This window comes from Qipengyuania sp. (genome assembly GCF_043423005.1).
Classification (GTDB): domain Bacteria; phylum Pseudomonadota; class Alphaproteobacteria; order Sphingomonadales; family Sphingomonadaceae; genus Qipengyuania.
Genome location: NZ_JBHWMI010000020.1, coordinates 1 through 20735, shown reverse-complemented (window position 1 = coordinate 20735; position 20735 = coordinate 1). Strand labels below are relative to the sequence as shown.

General features: G+C 65.9%; 19 protein-coding genes. 10 read left to right on the top strand and 9 right to left on the bottom strand.

Annotation, left to right across the window (positions count from 1 at the left end; all coding sequences use genetic code 11):
* Positions 1 to 124 precede the first annotated feature (124 nt).
* Together ptsP and ACHFFA_RS03640 are read right to left on the bottom strand one after the other, a co-directional pair.
* A complete protein-coding gene (ptsP, locus tag ACHFFA_RS03645) occupies positions 125 to 2395 on the bottom strand; it encodes a phosphoenolpyruvate--protein phosphotransferase (RefSeq protein ID WP_394269483.1) in 2271 nt (756 codons plus the stop codon).
* 95 nt (positions 2396 to 2490) lie between these two features.
* Entirely contained in the window at positions 2491 to 2646 is a 156-nt protein-coding gene (locus ACHFFA_RS03640; RefSeq protein ID WP_394269482.1) for a YdcH family protein, read from the bottom strand.
* A 153-nt stretch (positions 2647 to 2799) separates the two neighbouring features.
* Here ACHFFA_RS03640 and ACHFFA_RS03635 point away from each other — a divergent pair, with 153 nt between their 5' ends.
* Positions 2800 to 3009, top strand: coding sequence for a YdcH family protein (locus tag ACHFFA_RS03635; RefSeq protein WP_394269481.1), 210 nt, complete (start codon positions 2800 to 2802; stop codon positions 3007 to 3009).
* A gap of 95 nt (positions 3010 to 3104) precedes the next feature.
* Positions 3105 to 3578 (top strand): DUF1465 family protein, encoded by a 474-nt coding sequence (locus ACHFFA_RS03630; RefSeq protein WP_394269480.1) that lies wholly within the window; start codon positions 3105 to 3107, stop codon positions 3576 to 3578.
* Here ACHFFA_RS03630 and ACHFFA_RS03625 read toward each other — a convergent pair.
* On the bottom strand, positions 3551 to 5014 hold the full coding sequence (locus ACHFFA_RS03625; RefSeq protein WP_394269479.1) for a glycerol kinase: 1464 nt from the start codon (positions 5012 to 5014) through the stop codon (positions 3551 to 3553). The genes ACHFFA_RS03630 and ACHFFA_RS03625 overlap by 28 nt on opposite strands.
* A 77-nt stretch (positions 5015 to 5091) precedes the next feature.
* On the opposite strand from ACHFFA_RS03625, the gene ACHFFA_RS03620 reads away from it, so the two are divergent.
* A complete protein-coding gene (locus ACHFFA_RS03620) occupies positions 5092 to 5964 on the top strand; it encodes an MBL fold metallo-hydrolase (RefSeq protein ID WP_394269478.1) in 873 nt (290 codons plus the stop codon).
* Positions 5949 to 6635, top strand: a complete 687-nt coding sequence (locus ACHFFA_RS03615; RefSeq protein WP_394269477.1) for a DUF4230 domain-containing protein — start codon at positions 5949 to 5951, stop codon at positions 6633 to 6635. The genes ACHFFA_RS03620 and ACHFFA_RS03615 overlap by 16 nt, the downstream gene beginning before the upstream one ends.
* 111 nt (positions 6636 to 6746) lie before the next feature.
* Here the strand turns inward: ACHFFA_RS03615 and ACHFFA_RS03610 are convergent, their stop codons facing one another.
* Complete coding sequence (locus tag ACHFFA_RS03610; RefSeq protein ID WP_394269476.1) at positions 6747 to 8318, bottom strand: M10 family metallopeptidase; 1572 nt, start codon at positions 8316 to 8318, stop codon at positions 6747 to 6749.
* A gap of 424 nt (positions 8319 to 8742) precedes the next feature.
* Here ACHFFA_RS03610 and nadA point away from each other — a divergent pair, with 424 nt between their 5' ends.
* On the top strand, positions 8743 to 9729 hold the full coding sequence (gene nadA / locus ACHFFA_RS03605) for a quinolinate synthase NadA (protein WP_394269475.1): 987 nt from the start codon (positions 8743 to 8745) through the stop codon (positions 9727 to 9729).
* Positions 9730 to 9749: 20 nt separating this feature from the next.
* The gene (locus tag ACHFFA_RS03600; protein ID WP_394269474.1) at positions 9750 to 11897 is read left to right on the top strand and encodes a prolyl oligopeptidase family protein; all 2148 of its coding nucleotides are present in this window, start codon (positions 9750 to 9752) and stop codon (positions 11895 to 11897) included.
* Here ACHFFA_RS03600 and ACHFFA_RS03595 read toward each other — a convergent pair.
* Positions 11891 to 12796 (bottom strand): DMT family transporter, encoded by a 906-nt coding sequence (locus tag ACHFFA_RS03595; RefSeq protein WP_394269473.1) that lies wholly within the window; start codon positions 12794 to 12796, stop codon positions 11891 to 11893. The genes ACHFFA_RS03600 and ACHFFA_RS03595 overlap by 7 nt on opposite strands.
* 53 nt (positions 12797 to 12849) lie before the next feature.
* Here ACHFFA_RS03595 and ACHFFA_RS03590 point away from each other — a divergent pair, with 53 nt between their 5' ends.
* Positions 12850 to 13971, top strand: a complete 1122-nt coding sequence (locus tag ACHFFA_RS03590; protein WP_394269472.1) for an alkene reductase — start codon at positions 12850 to 12852, stop codon at positions 13969 to 13971.
* Between the two features lie 35 nt (positions 13972 to 14006).
* Here ACHFFA_RS03590 and ACHFFA_RS03585 read toward each other — a convergent pair whose 3' ends face one another.
* Positions 14007 to 14366, bottom strand: coding sequence for a hypothetical protein (locus tag ACHFFA_RS03585; protein ID WP_394269471.1), 360 nt, complete (start codon positions 14364 to 14366; stop codon positions 14007 to 14009).
* A complete protein-coding gene (gene lipB / locus ACHFFA_RS03580; RefSeq protein ID WP_394269470.1) occupies positions 14363 to 15037 on the bottom strand; it encodes a lipoyl(octanoyl) transferase LipB in 675 nt (224 codons plus the stop codon). The genes ACHFFA_RS03585 and lipB overlap by 4 nt, the downstream gene beginning before the upstream one ends.
* A gap of 44 nt (positions 15038 to 15081) precedes the next feature.
* Here lipB and ACHFFA_RS03575 point away from each other — a divergent pair, with 44 nt between their 5' ends.
* Positions 15082 to 15927 carry a hypothetical protein gene (locus tag ACHFFA_RS03575; RefSeq protein WP_394269469.1) on the top strand — a complete coding sequence of 282 codons (846 nt, stop codon included), beginning with the start codon at positions 15082 to 15084 and terminating at the stop codon, positions 15925 to 15927.
* Positions 15928 to 15930: 3 nt separating this feature from the next.
* Here the strand turns inward: ACHFFA_RS03575 and ACHFFA_RS03570 are convergent, their stop codons facing one another.
* A complete protein-coding gene (locus ACHFFA_RS03570) occupies positions 15931 to 16548 on the bottom strand; it encodes a class I SAM-dependent methyltransferase (protein ID WP_394269468.1) in 618 nt (205 codons plus the stop codon).
* A 112-nt stretch (positions 16549 to 16660) separates the two neighbouring features.
* Here ACHFFA_RS03570 and ACHFFA_RS03565 point away from each other — a divergent pair, with 112 nt between their 5' ends.
* Positions 16661 to 18088 (top strand): MFS transporter, encoded by a 1428-nt coding sequence (locus tag ACHFFA_RS03565; RefSeq protein ID WP_394269467.1) that lies wholly within the window; start codon positions 16661 to 16663, stop codon positions 18086 to 18088.
* On the opposite strand, the gene ACHFFA_RS03560 is transcribed toward ACHFFA_RS03565, so the two are convergent.
* The gene (locus ACHFFA_RS03560; RefSeq protein WP_394269466.1) at positions 18085 to 18429 is read right to left on the bottom strand and encodes an arsenate reductase family protein; all 345 of its coding nucleotides are present in this window, start codon (positions 18427 to 18429) and stop codon (positions 18085 to 18087) included. The two genes, ACHFFA_RS03565 and ACHFFA_RS03560, sit on opposite strands and share 4 nt — an antisense overlap.
* 141 nt (positions 18430 to 18570) lie before the next feature.
* On the opposite strand from ACHFFA_RS03560, the gene ACHFFA_RS03555 reads away from it, so the two are divergent.
* Positions 18571 to 20694, top strand: coding sequence for a TonB-dependent receptor (locus tag ACHFFA_RS03555; RefSeq protein ID WP_394269465.1), 2124 nt, complete (start codon positions 18571 to 18573; stop codon positions 20692 to 20694).
* Positions 20695 to 20735 lie beyond the last annotated feature (41 nt).

Sequence of the window (20735 nt, the reverse complement as noted above, 5' to 3'; positions counted from 1 at the left end):
AAAAAGTGCGCCCCGACCAGGCTCCCCGCTCGCAGCCCTCATGCCGAGCGGGGCCTGCGGGTCAACCGGGCCTATACTATAACATTGGATGCAAAAAGCCGAAACGAGCCCGGCATGCGACCGATCAGTCGATATCGATGTCGCGCGCCGCGGCCCATTGTTCGAGCGCGGCGCGCATGTCCGGTGGTGGCGAGAACAGCCAGGCCTGCATTTGCGCGGTAATCTCGTCGAGATCGATCTTGCGGATCAGTTCCTTGATCTGCCCGACCGATGTCGGTGTGATCGACAGCCGGCGATAGCCAAGGCCGAGCAGCGCCAGCGCCTCAAGCCGCCGGCCCCCCATCTCGCCGCACACCCCCAGCCGCACATTGCTGCCGACCAGCGCACCGCTGACCCGCGCGAGGAAGCGCAGGATCGCCGGGCTCAGCCAGTCGTACCGCGCGGCAAGCTTGGGATTGGCCCGGTCGGCCGCGAACAGGAACTGGGTGAGATCGTTGGTCCCCACCGAGATGAACGAAACGCGCGGCAGCAACAGGTCCAGCGTCTCGGCCAGCGCCGGTACTTCGAGCATGCAGCCGTATTCGATGCTTTCCGGCGCCAGCTTGCCGCGCGTCTTGAGCATGGCGGCCTGTTCTTCGAAGATCGCGCGGGCCGCATCGAACTCCCACGGCTCCGACACCATCGGGAACATCACCGACAGGTCGCGCCCGGCCGCGGCTTCGAGCAGGGCGCGGGCCTGCACCTTGAGCAGCCCGTCCCGTTCGAGCGCAAGGCGCAGCGCGCGCCAGCCCATGGCCGGGTTCTCGTCGCGTTCGCCGATGTCGCTGTTGAGGTAGGGCACCGCCTTGTCACCGCCGATGTCGACGGTGCGGAAGATCACCTTCTTGCCGTCCGCTGCATCGAGGACATCGCGGTACAGGCGCATCTGCCGTTCGCGTTGCGGCAAGGTGGCGGAAACCAGGAACTGGAATTCGGTCCGGAACAACCCAACCCCGTCTGCACCGGTCACCTGCAACATGCTCATGTCGTCGCGCAGGCCGGCATTCATCATCACCGTGATCCGGGTGCCGTCGCGCGTGAAGGGCTCGACATCGCGCAGCTTGGCATAGGCCGCCTGCTTTTCGCGATTGCGCACGAACCGGCTCTCGAACGCATCGTGATGGGTCTGCGAGGGGCGCAGGGTCACGAAACCGCGATCGGCATCGACCAGGATTTCGTCCCCCTCGCTCACCCGTGCAAGGATGCCCGGCAACCGCCCGACGACCGGCACACCCATGGCCCGCGCGACGATCACGACATGCGCGGTCAGCGATCCTTCCTCCAGCACGACGCCTTTCAAACGCCGGCGATCGTATTCCAGCAGTTCCGCCGGGCCGAGATTGCGCGCGAAGAGGATGGTATCGCGGCGCAGGCCCTGGGTCGCCGCGGTGCTCATCTGGCCCGACACGATCCGCAGCAGGCGGTTGGCCAGATCCTCCAGATCGTGCATCCGGTCGGCCAGGAGCGGATCGTCGATCTCGCGCATCCGCATGCGCGTGCGCTGCTGCACCCGTTCGATCGCGGCCTCGGCGGTCAGGCCGCTGTCGATCGCTTCGTTGATGCGCCGGCTCCACCCTTCGTCATAGGCGAACATCTTATAGGTCTCGAGCACCTCGACATGCTCGCCGCCCTTCCCGAATTCCGGCTCGCGGCCCATGGCGTCGATCTGGTCGCGCATCTTGTCAAACGCCCGGTACACCCGTTGCCGTTCGACCTCGATGTCTTCGGCCACCACCTGGTCGATCTCGACCCGGGGCTGGTGAAAGACCGCCCGGCCCTTCGCGAGGCCTTTTACCAGCGTCAGGCCTTCCATCACCTCGGCCTCGGTCGGTGCCTTGTCGAAGGCCAGCGCCTCGGTATCGTCGACCAGTTCCTTGTGGGCGATCAGTTCCGACAGGATCATGGCGGTGGTCTGCAACGCCTCGATCTCGACCTCTTCGTAGCGGCGCGGCTCGGCATGCTGGACGCACAGCACCCCGACCGCCTTTTCGCGGTAGACGATCGGAACCCCGGCGAAGGAGTGGAATTTCTCTTCACCGGTTTCGGGCCGGTACTGGAAATCGGGATGCGCCGCCGCCTCGGCCAGGTTCAGCGTGGCGATGTTCTTCGCGATGGTCCCGGTCAGCCCCTCGCCCAGCGCCAGCCGGGTGACGTGTACCGCCTCGGGGTTCAGCCCGCGGGTCGCGTAGAGTTCCAGCGCGCCTTCACGCAGCAGATAGATCGAGCAGACCTCGCTCGAGAGGCTGTCGGCGATGATTTCGACCACCGCATCGAGCTTGGCCTGCGCATGGGCGCGGCTGGCCATCACTTCGTGCAGGCGCTTCAGGATCAGGCGAGCAGCGGAGGCAGCGGACATGCACGGTGCCTATCGCAAAATGCCGGCCCGCAAAAGGGAGCCGGCACGCGGTGGCGGGGCGGGGACGCCGATGGCGCCCGGCCCCGCGTGCGGGTTCAATGGGCTGCGATCACCTCCTTGATGCGAAGCTTTTCGCGCTTCAACCGCCGGATCGTCGTATCGTCGGGAGCCGGGCGGGACAGTTCATCGTGGAGGCGCGCTTCGATCCCGGCATGCTTGGCTTTGAGCGATTCGACATGGGTTGAGTGCATCGAAGTGTCTCCTTGTGATCAGCGACCCTGTGCCGGAGCCGACTCACGCCATCGCGCGAAGGGCCCGGACCGGGGATGAAATCACAAGGTAGAGAATTTACAAAGGCCCCTCGGCTAGCCATGCGACGAAGCGAGATTCGGAAAGGGTCGCGGGTGAACGAACAGGAGCTGCGCAAACGCCTCGAGGCGTTGAAAAGCGAGCATCGCGACCTTGACGTTGCGATCGCCGTGCTGCGCGAGGCGGGCGAAAGGGGCGGCTTCGTCGACCAGTTGCAGATTGCCCGCCTGAAGAAACGCAAGCTGCAATTGCGTGACCGGATCGCGGTGATCGAGGACAATCTCATCCCCGATATCATCGCCTGAACCTCCGACCGAATACCTAAGTGCCGGCGCGGGACAGGGCCGGCGGCGCGCTGGCGGAATAGGGGCTGCACCGCTAGCGGACGATGGCGATGGACATGACGCGCAGCATGAACGAACAGATCGTGGAAACCCTCTACGAAGAAGCGCTTGCGCTGGCTGACGATGTGCGCGCAGCCTTCGCCGCGCCGCCGCCCGATGATGCGGCAGCAAGCCTCGCCCTGTCCATAGAAGGCATGCGAACGACAACGCGCGTTCTCAACGTGCTGGCATGGCTGCTCAACCGGCGGGCCTATTTCCACGGCGAGATTTCCGCTCGGCAGCTGGAACGGGTGAACCGGCTGGGCGAAAATCGGCCAAGCGATCGCGACTGCCTGGCGCAGCTCGAACCTGCGACCCGCGCGCTGATTGCCGAAACCGAAAGCCTGCACCGCCGCGTGGCCCGGCTCGATGCGGACTGGCGGGATCAGTCGGATACCTCCGCCCCGCATGGGCCGGTGGGCAAGCTGCAGGGCCGGCTTTCCGATGTCTTCGGCGCCCGCGCTCAGGCCGCGCCCAGTGCTCTTGCATAACGGTTGAGCCGCGCGGCGCGGACATCATCCTCCATCTGCGGAATGAAGCGCGTGGCGCCGCCCCGCATCGCCGCCGCTGCTTCGGCAAGTCCGGAGTAAAGGCCGGCCCCCACTGCCGCCAGCATCGCCGCGCCAAGCGCGGTCGTCTCCACCAATGCGGGCCGCTCGACCTCGAGTTCGAGGACATCGGCCAGATCCTGCGCCATCCAGTCGTTCGCGCTCATTCCGCCGTCGATGCGCAGCGCGGTCCAAGGCGCGCCGTCGCGGGCGAAGGCCTGCGCCAGATCGTGCGTCTGATGCGCCATCGCCTCCAGTGCCGCCCGGGCGATTTCAGCCCTTCCGCTGGCAAAGGACAGACCGGAAATCACGCCGCGCGCCTCCGGTCGCCAGTGAGGCGCGCCCAGCCCGGCAAGCGCGGGCACGATCACCACCTCGCCGCTGTCGGTAATCGAGCGGGCGAGCGCTTCGGTTTCGGCGGCATTGCCGATCAAACCCAGCTGATCGCGAAGATACTGGATCAGACTTCCGGCAACGAAGGCCGAGCCTTCCAGCGCGTAGGTCCGCATCCCGCTTTCCTGGTACAGCACGGTGCCCAGCAGGCGATTGGCCGAACGCGGGATCGTCTGCCCCATATTAGTCAGAACGAAGGCGCCCGTTCCATAGGTTGCCTTGGTTTCGCCGGGGGCAAGGCAAGCCTGCCCGATCGTCGCGGATTGCTGGTCCCCCACCAAAGCGGCAAGGGGCACTGGGCGCCCGAGCCATTTCGCCGCGATCATGCCGAGAGCGCCATGGGTATCGATCACCTCCGGCAGCGCCGCGGCAGGCACGCCGAACAGGTCGCACAGGGCCGGATCGAAGCGCGCCCCGTCGAGCGGTAGCAGCAAGGTTCGGCTGGCATTGCTCGCATCGCTCAGATGGGCCCCGCCGGTCAGGTTCCAGACCAGCCAGCTTTCGACCGTCCCCAGCGCCAGGGTTCCGGCCTGCGCGGCCGCGGCAACCTGACGATCCTCGCGCAGCAGCCAGCGCATCTTGGTCGCTGAAAAGTAAGGGTCGAGCAGTAGCCCGGTGCTTTCCTGAACCGCGCCTTCGGCCCCCGCCGCCTTCAGTTCGGCGCAGAAAGCGGCTGTGCGGCGATCCTGCCAGACGATGGCGCGGGCCAGCGGCGCGCCGCTCGTTCGGTCCCAGGCGACGACGGTTTCACGCTGATTGGTGATGCCGACCGCGGCGATCGTGCCGGCCTTGCCCCTCGCGACCTCGCGCATGCACGACAGCGTGCGCTGCCAGATTTCGGCGGCGTCATGCTCCACCCAGCCCGGGCGGGGATAATGCTGGGTGAGATCGGCCTGCGCGACGGCCAGCATTCTGCCCGAAGGATCGAACAGCATCGCGCGCGTCGAAGTCGTCCCGGCGTCGAGGACGAGCATATTCTCTCCCATGAAGCCGCAATGTCGCGCCGCGGGGCGAATGTCGAGCGCTCGACTTCGCGCCCGGGCATCCCCATACAGGAAAGACGATGGCCTCCCTTCCCGAACAACCCTGGCCCACTGGCGAAGCGATGCGGCTCGAACCGCTGGTGCGCCGGGTGCTCGCGCCCAATCCCTCGCCTTACACCTATACCGGGACCCAGACCTATCTTGTTGGTGACGGCAATGGCTGCGCGGTGATCGATCCGGGTCCGGACGATCCGCTCCATCTGTCCGCCCTGCTGTCGTGCATTGGCGACGAGCCGGTCGTGGCCATCATGTGTACCCACACCCACCGGGATCATTCCCCCGCCTCGCGCGCCCTTGCCGAGGCGACCGGCGCCCCGATCATTGGTTGCGCGCCGCTTGCCCTCGATGACAGCGGGCCGCGGGCCGATGCCTCCTTCGACCGCGCCTATGCGCCCGATCGGGTGCTCGGCGATGGCGAGGCGATCGAAGGCCCGGGCTGGACGCTTCGGGCACTCGCCACGCCTGGTCATGTCTCCAATCACCTGTGCTTTGCGCTGGAGGAAAGCAGCGCCCTGTTCACCGGAGATCACATCATGGGCTGGTCGACCAGCGTGGTGGTGCCGCCCGATGGCGACATGGCGCACTACATGGCCAGCCTGGAACTGCTGGCAACAAGGGACGACCGCGTTTATTACCCTGCGCACGGCGAGGCGGTAGAAAAGCCGCAGCAGCTGGTTCGCGGAATGCTGGGCCACCGGCGCCAGCGCGAACGCCAGATCCTGCGCCATCTGGACGATGGCGCGCTCGAGGACGCAGGCTTCGTGCCGCTGATGTATCCCGGTCTCGACGAACGACTGCACGGCGCGGCGCGGATGTCGGTTCTGGCGCACCTCATCGACCTGGAACGGCGCGGCGTCGTCGTTCGTAAGGGAGAGGCATGGCACAAGACGTAAAATCGACGAACGCGGAGCCCGCCCCTGCAGCGCACCGCGAAGCCCCGCTCGCACGCATTCAGGCCGTTCCGTGGCTGATCGTGATTGCCCTGATCGCGGCGGTCGCGTGGTTATCATGGCGCGCGTTCTTCTACCGCGAGGAAGGCGATCCGGTCGGCAGCGCGATGCTCGCCTTCGAGAAGCAGAACACGCTCAACGTCTTCTCCTCGAGGTTCGAGGTCGTCGCCGAGAGCGAAGATCGGCGCGGGTTGCTCGGGGTCGATCTGCTCAAGAGCCGGCAGGCGGCGATCATTCCCGCCACGGTCGAGTACCGGGTGGACCTGTCCAACATGGGGCGGGATCGCTTTCGCTGGGACGCGGCGAGCGAGGAGCTGACCGTGATCCTCCCCCCCTTGCAGATCTCGCGGCCCAACCTCGACGAGGCGCAGCAGAAGACCTTTACCGAAGGCACCTATGTAAGCCGCGAGGCCAGTTCCGATCTGGCGCGCAACAATTCGCTTCAGGCCGAGCGCAAGGCTGCCGAGTTCGCCAAGAACCCTCAGGTGCTGGCACTGGCCCGCGATGCTGCCCGCCAGGCGGTGAGACAGAACCTGGCTATCCCGCTTCAGATCGCAGGTTATGGCAGGGCCGATGTCGTCGTCCGCTTCGACGGCGAACCTGCGCCCACCTGAAGCCAAGGCGGTCCGCGGCATCACGTGCCGTGAACGCGACTGCGAAAGACAGAGAAAAGCCCCGCCGCGGCACTGCCGGACGGGGCTTTTTCTATTGGATCGGAATGCGGGTCAGAGGATGAGATCGCCGCCGATGATCGGGTCGCCCTGCACCGTCAGGAACAGGTCGGCCACCCCATCGCCGTTGAGGTCGCCCTGCAGCTGGCCATCGGCAAAGCGCAATTCGCCGGCGGTATTGCTGAAGGCGTTCTCGCCCACGAAGGTGAAGTCGAAGGCCGACAGGTCGATCTGATCGACCCCGCTTTCAAAATCGGTGATGACGTCGGTGGAGAACGCATGGGTGGCAACGAACAGGTCCGCCCCGGCGCCGCCGGTCAGAGTATCCGCGCCCGCGCCGCCGATCAGTGTATCGTCACCGCCGCCGCCGCGCAGCACGTCGTTTCCGGCCAGACCGGTGAGCACGTTGTCGACCTCATTGCCGACCAGAAGGTCGCGCATGGCAGAGCCGATCGCGTTCTCGATCACCGTGCCATAGGCAATCGCGAGATTGTCGTGGCTGGTGGTGCGAATGCCGGTAACCCCGGTTTCGGCGGCGATGATGCTGGCATAGGTGTTGGGAACGACGCTGGCGTAATAGTCCATCGTTGCCTGGCTCACCGGACCCAGCGGCCCGGCGATCTCCGCCAGTTCCGCACGGTTGGCGTTGACCACTGCCGCCGTCGGGATCGCTTCCGCACCCGATGAGAATGCACCCTCGTTGAGGTTGATGTACACGCTGGCATTGGCGCCCGACATGTCGATGGTGTCGATCCCGCCGGCGTCATAGATGGCGAGATACGGGTATTCGTTCACGGTGAAGTCGTACACCTCGTTCCCGGCGGTCGAGTTGTAGCCATAGACCGTGTCGGTTGCGCGGGTGGTCGGATCGGCGCCGTACTGGGCCTGGATCGCCAAAATGTCATGCACCAGCGGGGTTTGCGGATTGTTGTAGAACAGGGTGTTGAAGTCGACCACGCCGCCGGCGAACACCTGGTTCGAAGTCTGCTCCATACCCCAGTACGACATGATCGTGTACTGTTCGGAATCCTGCGCGTATTCGGCGTAATTGGCGTAGCTCAGCGGCAGGTTCGGGTCGTAATTGTAGTTACCCGGGTGCGACAGGCCAAGCGCGTGGCCCAGTTCGTGCACGAGAGTGGTCGCGCCATAGCCGCCGAAACCCAGCCAGGCATTGGTCCAGTTGACCTGCGGATCGGCGATGAACACGTCCGACTGGAACTGCCACCCGCGTCCGTTGATCGGGTAATAGGCATAGGCCTGCGCCGGATCCTGCGAGTTCGAGAACTGGATGTCCGCCCCGCGGCCGTTCGTTTCGCGGAAGCTTTGGGGAATGAGATCATCCCATAGCTCGATCGAATCGCGGGCCTCGGCGCGCTGTTCCTGAGTGAAGGGTGCGAGGCCGAAACCGGCGGTGAAGCCGTAGTTCGGATTGTTGTAGAGGCCGGTCAAGCGCCCGTCAAGGAAGGTGTAGGTGATGACGCCGTTGGGGGCGTGGACCGTGCTTCCCGTGGCGATCTGGCCGATCACACCTTCAAGGTCGAGGATCGGCAGATTGCGGAAGGTTCCGCCGGCATAGGGGTCGAGGCTGAGATCCTGCGGTCCTTCGTGGCCCGGGCCGCTGATCAAATCCGCCGTAGCGACCTGGCGACCGCCGACGCGGTCAGGAAAATGACTGTCGCGTGCAAGACCCTGGGACCGTGCGCTGTTGGAATTTCTCGGCAATGTAAGTTCTCCCGAATGCATGGGGGTTATGCGACCGGCCAGCAGGCGCCATCGCGGATATCGAAAGCAGCAATCAGGACGGCGGGCCCCGAACAGCGGAAACCCATTTGGTGCGACCCCACCACCCAGTGGCCTCTCGATGTACAATTCGGATGCCAGAGTCAATTTCCGAGTAACCATATTTCCGCAAGCGGTGCCGATAGCGTATCAAATATGCGCTACCCGCTCCGTGGCCGGTCTGCCTTGGCTTGCCGGAACCTCGGGCGCAGCGTGTCCGTTGATTCATTGCGCGCTGGACATCTGCCGGTGCCTCTGGAACGGGATCATCATGACTGCATTCACCGCCCCGCCGACCGGCGCCGACCTGCTTGCCGAGATCGACCGCCTGCGCAAGGAACGCAACGCGATCGTCCTGGCGCATTATTACCAGAAGCCGGAAATTCAGGATCTGGCGGATTTCGTCGGCGACAGCCTGGAACTGTCACGCAAGGCCGCCGACACCAGCGCAGACGTGATCGCCTTCTGCGGGGTGAAGTTCATGGCCGATACGGCCAAGATCCTGTCGCCGGAAAAGATTGTCGTCCTGCCCGACCTGGACGCCGGTTGCAGCCTCGAAGACAGCTGCCCGCCGGAAAAGTTCAAGGCGTTCCGTGAAGCGCATCCCGATCACATCGCGCTGACCTACATCAACTGTTCGACCGAGGTGAAGGCGCTGTCCGACATCATCGTCACAAGCAGCAGCGCGGAGACGATCATCAGCCAGATTCCGCCCGAACAGAAGATCATCTTCGGCCCTGACCGGCACCTTGGCGGATACCTCAGCCGCAAGTTCAACCGCGAAATGTTGCTGTGGCCGGGCGTGTGCATCGTCCACGAAGCCTTCAGCGAAACGGAGCTTCTGAAACTGAAGGCGCAGCATCCGGGCGCCCCGGTCGCCGCGCATCCCGAATGCCCGCCGACGATCATCGATCATGCCGATTACGTCGGCTCGACCAGCGGCATCCTGCAGTTCGCCAAGACCTTCCCGGGCGATACGCTGATCGTGGCGACCGAACCGCACATCATGCACCAGATGGAACTGGCGATCCCGGAAAAGACCTTCATCGGGGCGCCCGGAGCCGACGGCAATTGCAACTGCAATATCTGCCCGTACATGGCGCTCAACACGCTGGAAAAGCTGTATGTCTGCCTGCGCGACCTCGAACCGCGGATCGAGATCGAGGAGGGCTTGCGCCTTCAGGCCAAGCGCAGCCTCGACCGTATGCTGGAAATGGCCAGCGGAACGATCGGCAAGGGCGATCTCGGCCGGGTGTGAAACCAGGGACACGACCAATCATGCTTATCACCCGTCTTGCCGCAGCGGCGGTCCTTGCGATGGCAGCGGCGAGCCCGCTCGCCGCGCAGGAAACCGATGCTGCCGATCCGTACCTGTGGCTGGAGGAAATCAAGGGCGAAAGGGCTCTCGAACAGGTCGAGGACTGGAACGCGGCGACCGAGGCCGCGCTTACCGGCGCACCGGAGTTTGCCCTGGCGCGGGCCTGGGCAAGGCAGATCCTCGACGATGACCGGCAGATCGCCATGCCGGATACCATTCACGGCGACCGGGTGGTCAGCCTGTGGCGCGATGCCGTCAACCCGCGGGGCGTGTGGCGCACCGCCAGTCTGGCAAGCTATCTCGCTGGCACGCCCGAATGGCGCACGCTGATCGATGTCGACGCGCTTGGCCGCGAAGAAGGGCAGAGCTGGGTCTGGCACGGCGCCGATTGCCTTGCCCCCGAATACACCCGCTGCCTCGTCGCGCTCAGCCCCGGGGGGACCGACGCCGACGTGCTGCGCGAATTCGATGTCCGCGAAGGGCGTTTCGTCGCCGGCGGCTTCACCCTTCCCGAAGCCAAGTCGAGCGTGGCCTGGTTCGACCGCGATACCCTGCTTGTCGGAACCGACGAGGGCGAGGGCAGCATGACCGCCTCGGGGTATCCGCGGCTGGTGCGCCTGTGGCAGCGCGGCACACCCTTTTCCGCAGCCCGGCTTATTGCGCAGGGCGAGCAGGCCGATGTTTCGATGCGTGGCTTCTCCGTCCTCGACGGCGAACGGCGCTGGCAGTTCGTCAATCGCAGCCCGAGCTTCTTCACCAACCGCCTGTCGCTGATCCGCGCCGACGGATCGCTGGTCGAACTGCCGGTCCCCGAAGACGCCAGTTTCGAAACCGTGCTGGGCGGAGAACTGATCGCGCGGCTGAACGCCCCACTCGCAAAGATACCGGCCGGCAGCCTCGTGTCCTGGTCGCTAGCCGGGATCGAGGCGGGGCGCGCGCCCGCACCGCAGGTGATCTTCAGCCCCAGCGCCAGCCAGGCGATCGAGGAGGTCGCCGCATCCGAGCAGAACCTGTGGGTCAAACTGCTCGACGATGTGTCCGGCAAACTGATCCGGTTGACCCGCGGCTCCGCCGGCTGGTCGGTCCACGATGTGGCGCTGCCCGGCAACAGCACGCTGTCGCTTGCCGCTACCTCGGGCACGGGCGACATTGCCTTCGTCACCGTCGAAGGCATGCTGACCCCGCCGACCCTTTATGCGGTGAACGGCACAGCCGCTCCGCAAGCGATCGCCAGTGAGCCGGCCCAATTCGATGCGACGCGGTTCGCGGTCGAGCAGCGGTTTGCGACCTCGAAGGACGGGACGAAGGTGCCCTATTACATCGTCCGCCCGAAGGACGCGAAGGGGCCGCTTGCCACCTTGATCCACGCCTATGGCGGCTTTCGTGCGGCGCAGACGCCCAAGTACCTGACCGCCGAACCCTATCGCAGCGGGCCGCTCGGCCTGTTCTGGGTCGAGAGCGGCAATGCCTATGTCCTGGCGAACATTCGCGGCGGCGGGGAATACGGTCCGCGCTGGCACGATGCCGCGCTGCGCGACAAGCGTCAGAACGCCTTCGACGATTTTCATGCGGTGACGGAAGACCTGATCGCCAGCGGGATCGCCAAAGCCGATGCGATCGGGATATCTGGTCGGTCCAACGGCGGGGCACTGGTCGGCGCGCTCGCAAATCAGCGCCCCGATCTCTACGCGGCGGTGATCTCGGGTAGCCCGCTCGACGATATGCGACGCTACACTAGGCTCCTCGCCGGCGCCTCGTGGGTGGGCGAATACGGCGACCCCGATGTGCCCGGTGACTGGGCATTCCTGCGCCAATGGTCGCCGTACCAGAACCTCAAGGCGGTCCCCGGGTATCCGGCAACCTTCTACTATCTGTCGACCCTCGACGACCGGGTCCATCCCGGCCATGCGCGCAAGATGGCAGCCCGGCACGAGGCGCTGGGGCAGACGGTCTATTACCGCGAATATCGCGAAGGCGGCCATTCGGTCGGCTCCGATCACGAGGAAGATGCGACCCGCGCCGCCCTGCTGCTGGCCTTCCTCAATCGCGAACTGAAAGGCGATGCCGGGTCCGAAGCACCGGCACCAGCACCGGCGCCCGCTCAATAGGCTTTGGGCGGGGGCGCGGTCCGCGCAAGGATCAGCGCCCCGCCGACCAGCGCCATTCCCGCCAGATCGAGCGGCGAGAGAATCTCGTCAAAGGCGAGCCAGCCCACGCTTGCCGCGATCGCCGGCTGGGTCAGCAAGGCAAGCCCGATGACCAGCGGCGAGAAATATCTCAGCGAATAGACCAGCAGCCCCTGCCCGATAAGCTGGCTCGACACGGCGAGGCCGACGACTGGGCCCCATCCGGCCGGACCGGGCTGCACCGGCTCGCCCAGCAGCAGCGCAGCTGCGAGAAGCACCGGCGAGGCTGCAAGGCAGACCAGCAGCAGCACGGTCCATTGCCCCAGCCTGGCGCGCGCTTTCTGCGCCGGGAGCAGGTAGAAGGCGTAGAACAGTCCTGCGACAAGGCAGAACAGATCGCCCGCCAGCGTCCGCGAGGAGATCGACAGGCTCTCGCCCATCAGGATCGCCCCGCCGGCCAGTGCCGCCACGATTGCCGCGGTTTCGCGCGGATAGGGCAGGCGGCGCATGGCGACGACGCCCCAGACCACCAGGATGACGCTGCCCGCATTGCCGAACAGGGTCGCATTGCCGAGCCGGGTGCGTTCGATCCCGATGTGCCAGCTGGCCAGATCGAGCGCGAAGAACACGCCGGCCGCAACGACCAGCCCGGCCAGCCGCCGATCGAGTGCGCCTGCCGCCCGTTCGCGCCAGGCGAGGAGCGCCAGCACGGGAAGCGGCAGGACCATTCGCCAGAACCCCGCGGCGACGGGTCCGGTGTCCGCCAGTCGCACCAGCCACGGACCCAGGGCCAGTGCAGCATTGCCGCCGAGCAGCGCCGCGAAGTGCCAGAGCGCCGGGCGATCGCGATCCTCGAGGACACCGGCGGTTGTTTCGGTCATGGTGCGGCACTAGCTCTTGCATCCAAATCCGCCATCAAAAAGGACGCTCACCTATGCACGAGACCCTCTTCCAACCCCTCAGGCTCGGCGAGATCGAGGCCGCCAATCGCATCTTCATGGCCCCGCTCACCCGGGGGCGGGCAACCCTGCCGGGTTCGATCCCGAACGAGATGATGGCGACCTACTATCGCCAGCGGGCAAGCGCCGGGCTGATCATCAGCGAGGCGACCGGGATCAGCCCGGAAGGTTCGGGCTGGCCGGCGGCGCCCGGCATCTGGAGCGAGGCGCAGGTCGAGGGGTGGAAGCTCGTTACCGATGCGGTCCACGCCGAAGGGGGCAAGATCGTGCTTCAGCTGTGGCACATGGGCCGTCTGGTCCACCCGGATTTCCTCGGCGGGCAGCCGCCGGTTTCGGCCAGCGCCACCTGCGCGCCGGGCCATGCGCACACGCTGGAAGGGCGCAAGGATTATGAGCCTGCCCGCGCGCTGGAAGCCGATGAAATCGCCCGCGTGGTGGGCGATTATCGCACGGCGGCCGAGAACGCCAAACGCGCCGGCTTCGACGGGGTCCAGCTGCACGGTGCGAACGGCTATCTTGTCGACCAGTTCTTACGCGATGCGACCAATTTGCGCGACGACGACTACGGCGGCTCGCCGGAAAACCGCACCCGGTTCATGCGCAAGGTGCTCGAGGCGCTGATCGACGTCTGGGGCGCGGGGCGCGTCGGGCTGCGACTGTCGCCCAATGGCGAGACCCAGGGCTGCGACGACAGCGATCCGGCGGCAACCTTCGGGGCGGCCGCCAAGGTAGTGGAGGAACTTGGCCTCGCGTTCCTCGAGTTGCGCGAACCCGGCCCGGAAGGAACCTTCGGCAATACCGAGGTGCCGAAGCAAAGCCCGCTGATCCGCCAGCTCTACACCGGCCCGCTGGTGCTCAACAGCGACTATTCGCCGGAACAGGCGGTCACCGAAATCGGCACCGGCCACTGCGACGCGGTCAGCTTCGGGCGGGACTTCATCTCCAATCCCGATCTGCCCGAGCGCATTCGCCGCGGCGCCGCCATTCAGCCCAACGTCAACGCGCCGCAAAGCTGGTATCTGCCGGGACCGGAAGGATACATCGACTATCCCTCGCTCGCCGAAGCCGAAGCGGAGCCGGTGCCGCTCGACGAATAGGCCCGGCGTTGTCCTTCTGGGGGCGGGGGCCGGGGCTAGTCGCCGGCTTCCGCCTCCAAGGCTGGTGCGGGGTCGGTGCTGTCCGGCGCTGGTTCGGGTTCCTCCGCCGGTGAAGGCGCTGTCGCAGGTTCTGCCTGTGTATCCGATGCGCCCGCGCCGGTGCCGGGCGCAGCGGGGACGCCGCCACCCCCCTCGCTTGCGCCGGGCTGCGGCACGGCGGTGACGAAATCCGGTTGCACGATCTGGTCGAGCGGCAGCATCGCATCGCTGATCGTGCCTTCGAGCACCTGCCCCCGCGCGCCGCCCGCAGCGCCCTCTTCCGGCGGGGGCGGGGCTTCGCTGCCGCATGCGGCAAGGATCAGCAGCACAAGGCCGGCGGCGGCGGGGCGGATCATGGCGTCGGGCAACTCTTTCTGGTGTCGAGCGCGGCAAGAAAGCCGGGCGCGTGCGCGGCCAATGCCGCATCGAGCGCCCCGGGTGCAAGCGCGATGCCGAGCTTTTCGAGACTGGTCACCCCGAACTCGGCAATCCCGCATGGTACGATTCCGCCGAAATGCGCGAGGTCCGGGGCGACGTTGATCGAGAACCCGTGCATGGTGACCCACCGCCGGACGCGCACGCCGATCGCTCCGATCTTGGCCTCCCGCCCGTCGACGTCGCGGGTCCAGATGCCGACGCGCCCATCGCTACGCCAGCATTCGACGCCGAACGTGCCCAGTGCGTCAAGGACCCAGCCTTCGAGTGCATGGACGAAGCAGCGCACATCGCGCCCGCGCCGCCCAAGATCCAGGAGGACATAGCCCACCCTCTGCCCCGGCCCGTGATAGGTATAGCGCCCGCCGCGCCCAGCTTCGACCACTTCGAAGCGCGGATCGAGCAGGTCCGCCCCGCTGGCCGAGGTGCCGGCGGTATAGACTGGCGGATGTTCGAGCAGCCAGATCAGTTCACGCGCTTCGCCCGCCGCAATCCGGCGGTTGCGGGCGTCCATTTCGGCCAGCGCCGCGCGATAGGGTATCTCGCCCGACTCCACCCGCCATTCGACCGATTCTTCAAGCATTGCCGACATCGGCCATTGCGTGGCCTCTGCGGTCGCGCTTATCAAGGTTCCCGATGACCTTCGACCTCGACACGGCATGGCGCGATGCGCGCCGCTATCTCACCGAAAATGCGGGCCTGCTGGCGATCATGGGGGGTATCTTCGTATTCCTCCCCTACGCCGCGGTGATGGTGCTGATGCCATTGGCGGCCGACATGCCGCAGATCCCCGAAGGCGCGAATTTCAATGTGACGATGGAGGCGCTCAACACCTTCTACGGGGAGGTCTGGTGGATGCTGCTGCTGGTATCGATCATCGTCACCGTGGGTCAGCTGGCAATGCTCGCCCTTCTCGGGCGCAAGCCTCATCCCACCGTGGGCGAGGCGATCGGTATCGGCGCCAAGGCGATCCTGCCGGCCTGGCTTGCCTTCCTCCTCCAAACGCTGGCGATCAATTTCATCGTGCTGGCGATCATCCTCGTCGCGACCGCGCTCGGTTCGCCGCCATTCCTGTTCGTCGCCACGGTTCTGGCGCTGGTGCTGGCGATCTATCTGTTCATCCGCCTCTCGCTGGTGCTGCCGATCGCCGCGGTCGAGGGTAATCTCAACCCGGTGCAGATGCTGACGAACTCGTGGAAGCGGACCAAGGGTCACGGGCTGCGGCTGATGTCGTTTTTCCTGCTGGTCGGCATTGCCGCGATCATCGTCGCGATGGTCTTCACCATGGTCGCGGGCCTGATCCTGTCACTGTTCGGCGCGAGCGTCGCCGAGGCAATCGGCGTGATCCTTTCGGCCGCGGTGGTGGCGGCGCTGATCGTGCTGTTCACAGCGGTGCTCGCCGCCGCCTATGCCCAGCTGCGCCGCCTGTCGCATTCCGGCGGGATCACCGGCCCGCACACGGCGCACGATCCCGCCGACTGATATTCAGGCAGCCGGTTCCTTCCAGCCCCAGAACAGCTGGCAGGGGGGGATGTTGAGCGCCTCGAACCCGTTGTCGATGCGTTCGAAGTGACGGGCCATGTAGCTGCGCGCCTTGGCGGAAAACTGATAGACGAGGAAAGCGCCGCCGGGGCGGATCACCCGGTAGGTCGCCGCCGCGATTTCCGGACCCACGCCTTCCGGAAGGGTCGAGAACGGCAGGCCCGAGAGCACGAAATCGGCATGATCGTGCCCATGGGCGCGCACGATCTCTTCCACGTCCGCCGCCGAGCCCAGCACCGCATGGAAGCGGCTGTCGCGGTAGTGCTTCTTGAGATAGTCGATATACAGCGGGTTGGTGTCGATCACGATGAGCGCGCCGTCGCGCGGCAGGCGGTCGAGCACCGGCTGACAGAAGGTGCCGACTCCCGGTCCGTATTCGACGAACAGCTTGCAATTGGCCCAGTCCACCGGGGCGAGCATCTTGTCGATGGTGAAGCGCGACGACGGGATGACCGAGCCGACCATCCGCGGATGTTCGACAAACCCCCGAAAGAAGACCCCCCATTGCCCGAGGAACCGTTCAGCCTTCTGCCTGAAATTCGGCCGGTCGATAGCCTGCACGCCGTGTTGTCCGGTCAAAACTCGCACCCTTGCACACATGTCGGGAAAGGTTCGATTTGGCAGGATGAACGGCCCATTGCAAGCGCGCGGCAGCAGGCGTAGCGCCCCGGCCATGGCCGATGCCGACCCGCACCCCACTTCCACCGCCCCTGCCCCCTCCACGGCCAATGGCACGCGTCGCGTATCCGGATCGCCGACCATTCCGCGCGGACGGATGGTGCTGCTGTTCGCGGTGATGCTGACGACCGCGGCGGGCAATACCGCGATGCAGTCGGTCATGCCCTCGATCGGCACCGCCATGCAGATCAGCGATGTCTGGATCAGCCTCGCCTACAGCTGGTCCGCCCTGTTATGGGTGGCCTGCGCGCCGTTCTGGGCGCGGCGATCGGACCGGCGCGGGCGCAAGGCGATGATGGCGCTGGGCCTGATCGGTTTCGCGATAAGTTTCACGCTGTGCGGGGTCGCCCTGTGGCTTGGTCTGAGCGGCGTCTTGCCGGCGGTCTGGGCGCTGGTCCTCTTCGCTGCCGCGCGCAGCCTCTACGGCGGTTTCGGCAGTGCCGCCCCGCCGGCGGTCCAGGCCTATGTCGCCAGCCGCACCCCGCGCGACGAACGAACCCAGGCGCTTTCGCTCATCGCGTCGAGCTTCGGCCTCGGCACCGTGATCGGGCCGGCGCTGGCCCCGTTGATGGTCCTGCCCTTTCTGGGGCTGACCGGCCCGTTCCTGATCTTCGCGCTGATGGGCGTCGCCACTCTTGTCGCCTTGCGGTGGCGTTTGCCGGACGACGAGCCGACCTTCCCGGCACGCGGTCGTCCCTACAGCTACGCCGGAGGCTCGACCTCGGACCACAGCCACCAGCGGCCGATTGCCGAAACGGGCATGGCAACCGAAGATGACGAGGAGGAGGAGGACGAGAACGAAATCATCCCCGGGGGCCCGCACAAGCTGCGCTGGTTCGAAGCACGCCTGCGGCCGTGGGTCGTCGTCGGGCTGATCGGTGGCCATGCGCAGGCGATGGTGCTGGGCATCGCCGGCTTCCTGGTGCTGGACCGGCTGGGCCTGCGCGACAGCCCGGCGGAGGGGACCGGCCCGGTGGGCCTGGTGCTGATGGCCGGCGCGATCGCGACTCTGCTGGCGCAGTGGGGGCTGATCCCGCGGTTCGAACTCGGTCCGCGCGCCGCCACGCTGTGGGGCATCGCGATAGCGGGCATCGGCGTCGCCCTGCTGGCGATTGCCGACGACATGCATTTCATCGCGCTGAGCTTTGCGATCGCATCGCTCGGCTTCGGCCTGTTCCGCCCGGGATCGACATCGGGCACTTCGCTTGCCGTGACGCGGGCCGAACAGGGGCAGGCCTCGGGCATCACCGCATCGGTTGCCGGCGCCAGTTACATCTATGCGCCGGCGCTTGGCGTCTGGCTCTACAACCATTCCGACTGGGTCGGCTTCGGATTGATCGTCAGCCTGTGCGCGATCGTGCTGGTCTACGGCTGGCTGACCCTGCAAAGCGACGCCCGGCTGACTGGGGAGCGCAGCGGCTAAAGTATCTCGTACACCCGGTCCTGCGGGCGGCAGAGGCGCACCCCCTTGTCGGTGCGAACGAGGGGGCGCTCGATCAAAGCAGGTTCGCCGGCCATCGCGGCAAGGACGGTCTCGTCGTCGGCCTGCGTCAGCCCCCGTCCCTCCGCATCGGTACCCCGCAAGCGCAGCGCTTCGGACGGGCGCAATCCCGCCTCGGCATAGAGCGCGCGCAAGGTTTCCACAGAAGGCGGCGTCTTCAGATATTCGACGATCTCGATGTCGATGTCGCCCCGTTCCCCGAGGATCGCGAGCGTTTTGCGCGAAGTTCCGCAATTCGGGTTGTGCCAGATGGTCGCCTTCATGCCTATCCCTTGTCCCAAACAGCTTGCACTCTGTGCCTAATCCCGCCTTCAACGCAAACTTCCCTTGCGCTTGCGAATAGTTCGCAATAGCGCAGCCGTCAGATGCGAATCATTCGCAGCTCAATATGAGGGATCGTTTTCATGTCGTCGTATCTCAAGGGCATCCTCCTTGCAGGAGGTTGCCTCATGGCTGCCCCCGTCCATGCAGAAGCGATCGCGGATGCCCAGCCGGAGCGGGATTACCTGCCCCCGGTCATCACCGTCACCGGCACCGCCGATGGCTATGCCCTCGACGATGGCTCAACCGCCACCAAGACCCCCACCCCCCTTGTCGACGTACCGCAGACGATCAACTTCATCACCGAAGATCAGCTCGAGGATCAATCGGTCCGCCAGCTAAACGATGCGCTGCGCTATATCCCCGGGGTCAGCCTCGAGACCGGGGAAGGCCACCGCGACGAGGTTTTCATCCGCGGCCAGGAAACCACCGCCGATTTCTACATCGACGGGCTGCGCGACGATGCCCAATATTATCGCTCGCTCTACAATATCGAACGGGTCGAGGTGCTGAAGGGGGCCAATGCGCTGATCTTCGGGCGCGGGGCCGGCGGCGGGGCCATCAACCGGGTCGCCAAACGCGCCGCGCCGGGGGTGACCTTCGCCAAGGGCGAAGCATCGGGCGATACCTTCGGAGCGTTTGCCCTGCTCGGCGATGCCAATCTGCCGATGGGCGAGAGCGTCGCACTGCGCCTCAATGCGACCTACGAGGAATTCGACAACGACCGCGACGTCTACGAAGGCCGCTTCGTCGGCATTTCGCCTACCCTCACGGCGATGGTCGGGCCGCAGACCACGCTCGTCGCCAGCTACAGCTATGACGACGATCGCCGGGTGACCGATCGCGGTATCCCGGCGCTCGGCACTGGACCATTGGCCGGCTACGACGAGACCTTTTTCGGCGACCCGGACTTCAACCGGTCGCAAGCCCGAACCCACATCGCCCGCCTGCGGCTGGAGCATGAGTTCGGCCCCGGGCTAACCGCGAACGCTACAGTGCAATACGGCGACTACGACAAGATCTACGCCAACATCGTCCCTTCGTCGACCGATGGGACCACGGTGCTCCTGGGCGGTTATCAGGATGCCCAACAGCGAAGCAACTGGATCGGTCAGGCGAACCTCGTGTGGGATACCGAGCTTGGCGGCGGCATTTCCTCGACCCTCCTGGTCGGCATCGAGGCAATGCGCCAGGAATCGGCCAATCAGCGCTCGGGCATCTCCTTCCTGCGCGCCTTCGACCCGGACGATCCCGGCCAGCCCCTGCGGCCCAACGAGACGCCGCTGACCGAGACGATCTTCGTGCCCCCCTTCGCCCTTGGCGCGCTGACCAGTTCGCGCGAGAGCGAGCTCACCACTCTGTCGGTCTATGCGCAGGAACAGCTTGCGCTTGGCGAGCATGTCGAACTGATCGCCGGTCTGCGCTGGGACCGTTTCGACCTCGAGACGACCGATCTGCTGCGCGCCATCCCCGGCAACCGCGTGGATGAAAAGCTGAGCCCCCGGCTCGGCGTGATCGTCAAGCCCGTGCCCGACCTTTCGCTCTACGCCTCCTATGCGACCAGCTTCCTGCCGCAAGCCGGCGATCAGTTCCTGATCCTCTCGCCTGGCGACAGCGGTCTGGAACCGGAGAAGTTCGCCAATTACGAACTGGGCGCGAAATGGGCAGCCAGCAACCGGCTGCTCCTGAGCGCGGCAGTCTTCCGGCTTGAACGCAGCAACACCAAGGCTCCCTCGCCCAGCGATCCGACTTTGACGGTCCTTGCCGGAAAGAGCCGCGTCGAGGGGTTCGAAATCAGCGCGGCGGGGGAAATCGCGCCGTTCTGGAAGGCCAACATCGGCTACACCTATCTCGATGGGGAACTCCTCAGCACCAGCGCCTTCGGCAACGCGGGACAGCGGCTGCAACAGCTCCCGCGGCATTCGATAAGCGGCTGGAATCGCTTCGACGTCAGCGAACAGCTGGGCTTCGGACTGGGCGTGATCCATCAGTCCGAACAGTTTGCCAGCTTCAGCAACACGGTTGTCCTGCCGGCCTATTGGCGGGTGGACGCGGCGGCCTATTATACTGTCAGCGAACGGCTCACGGTCCAGCTCAATATCGAAAACCTTCTGGACGAGGGCTATTACGCCTCTGCCCATGGCGACAACAACATCCAGCCGGGCAAGCCGCTCGGCGCACGGCTTGGGGTGCGCTTCGAACTCTAGTCGCCGCCCTCCCCGCCGCGCGGGCGGCGAGGATCTCGCCG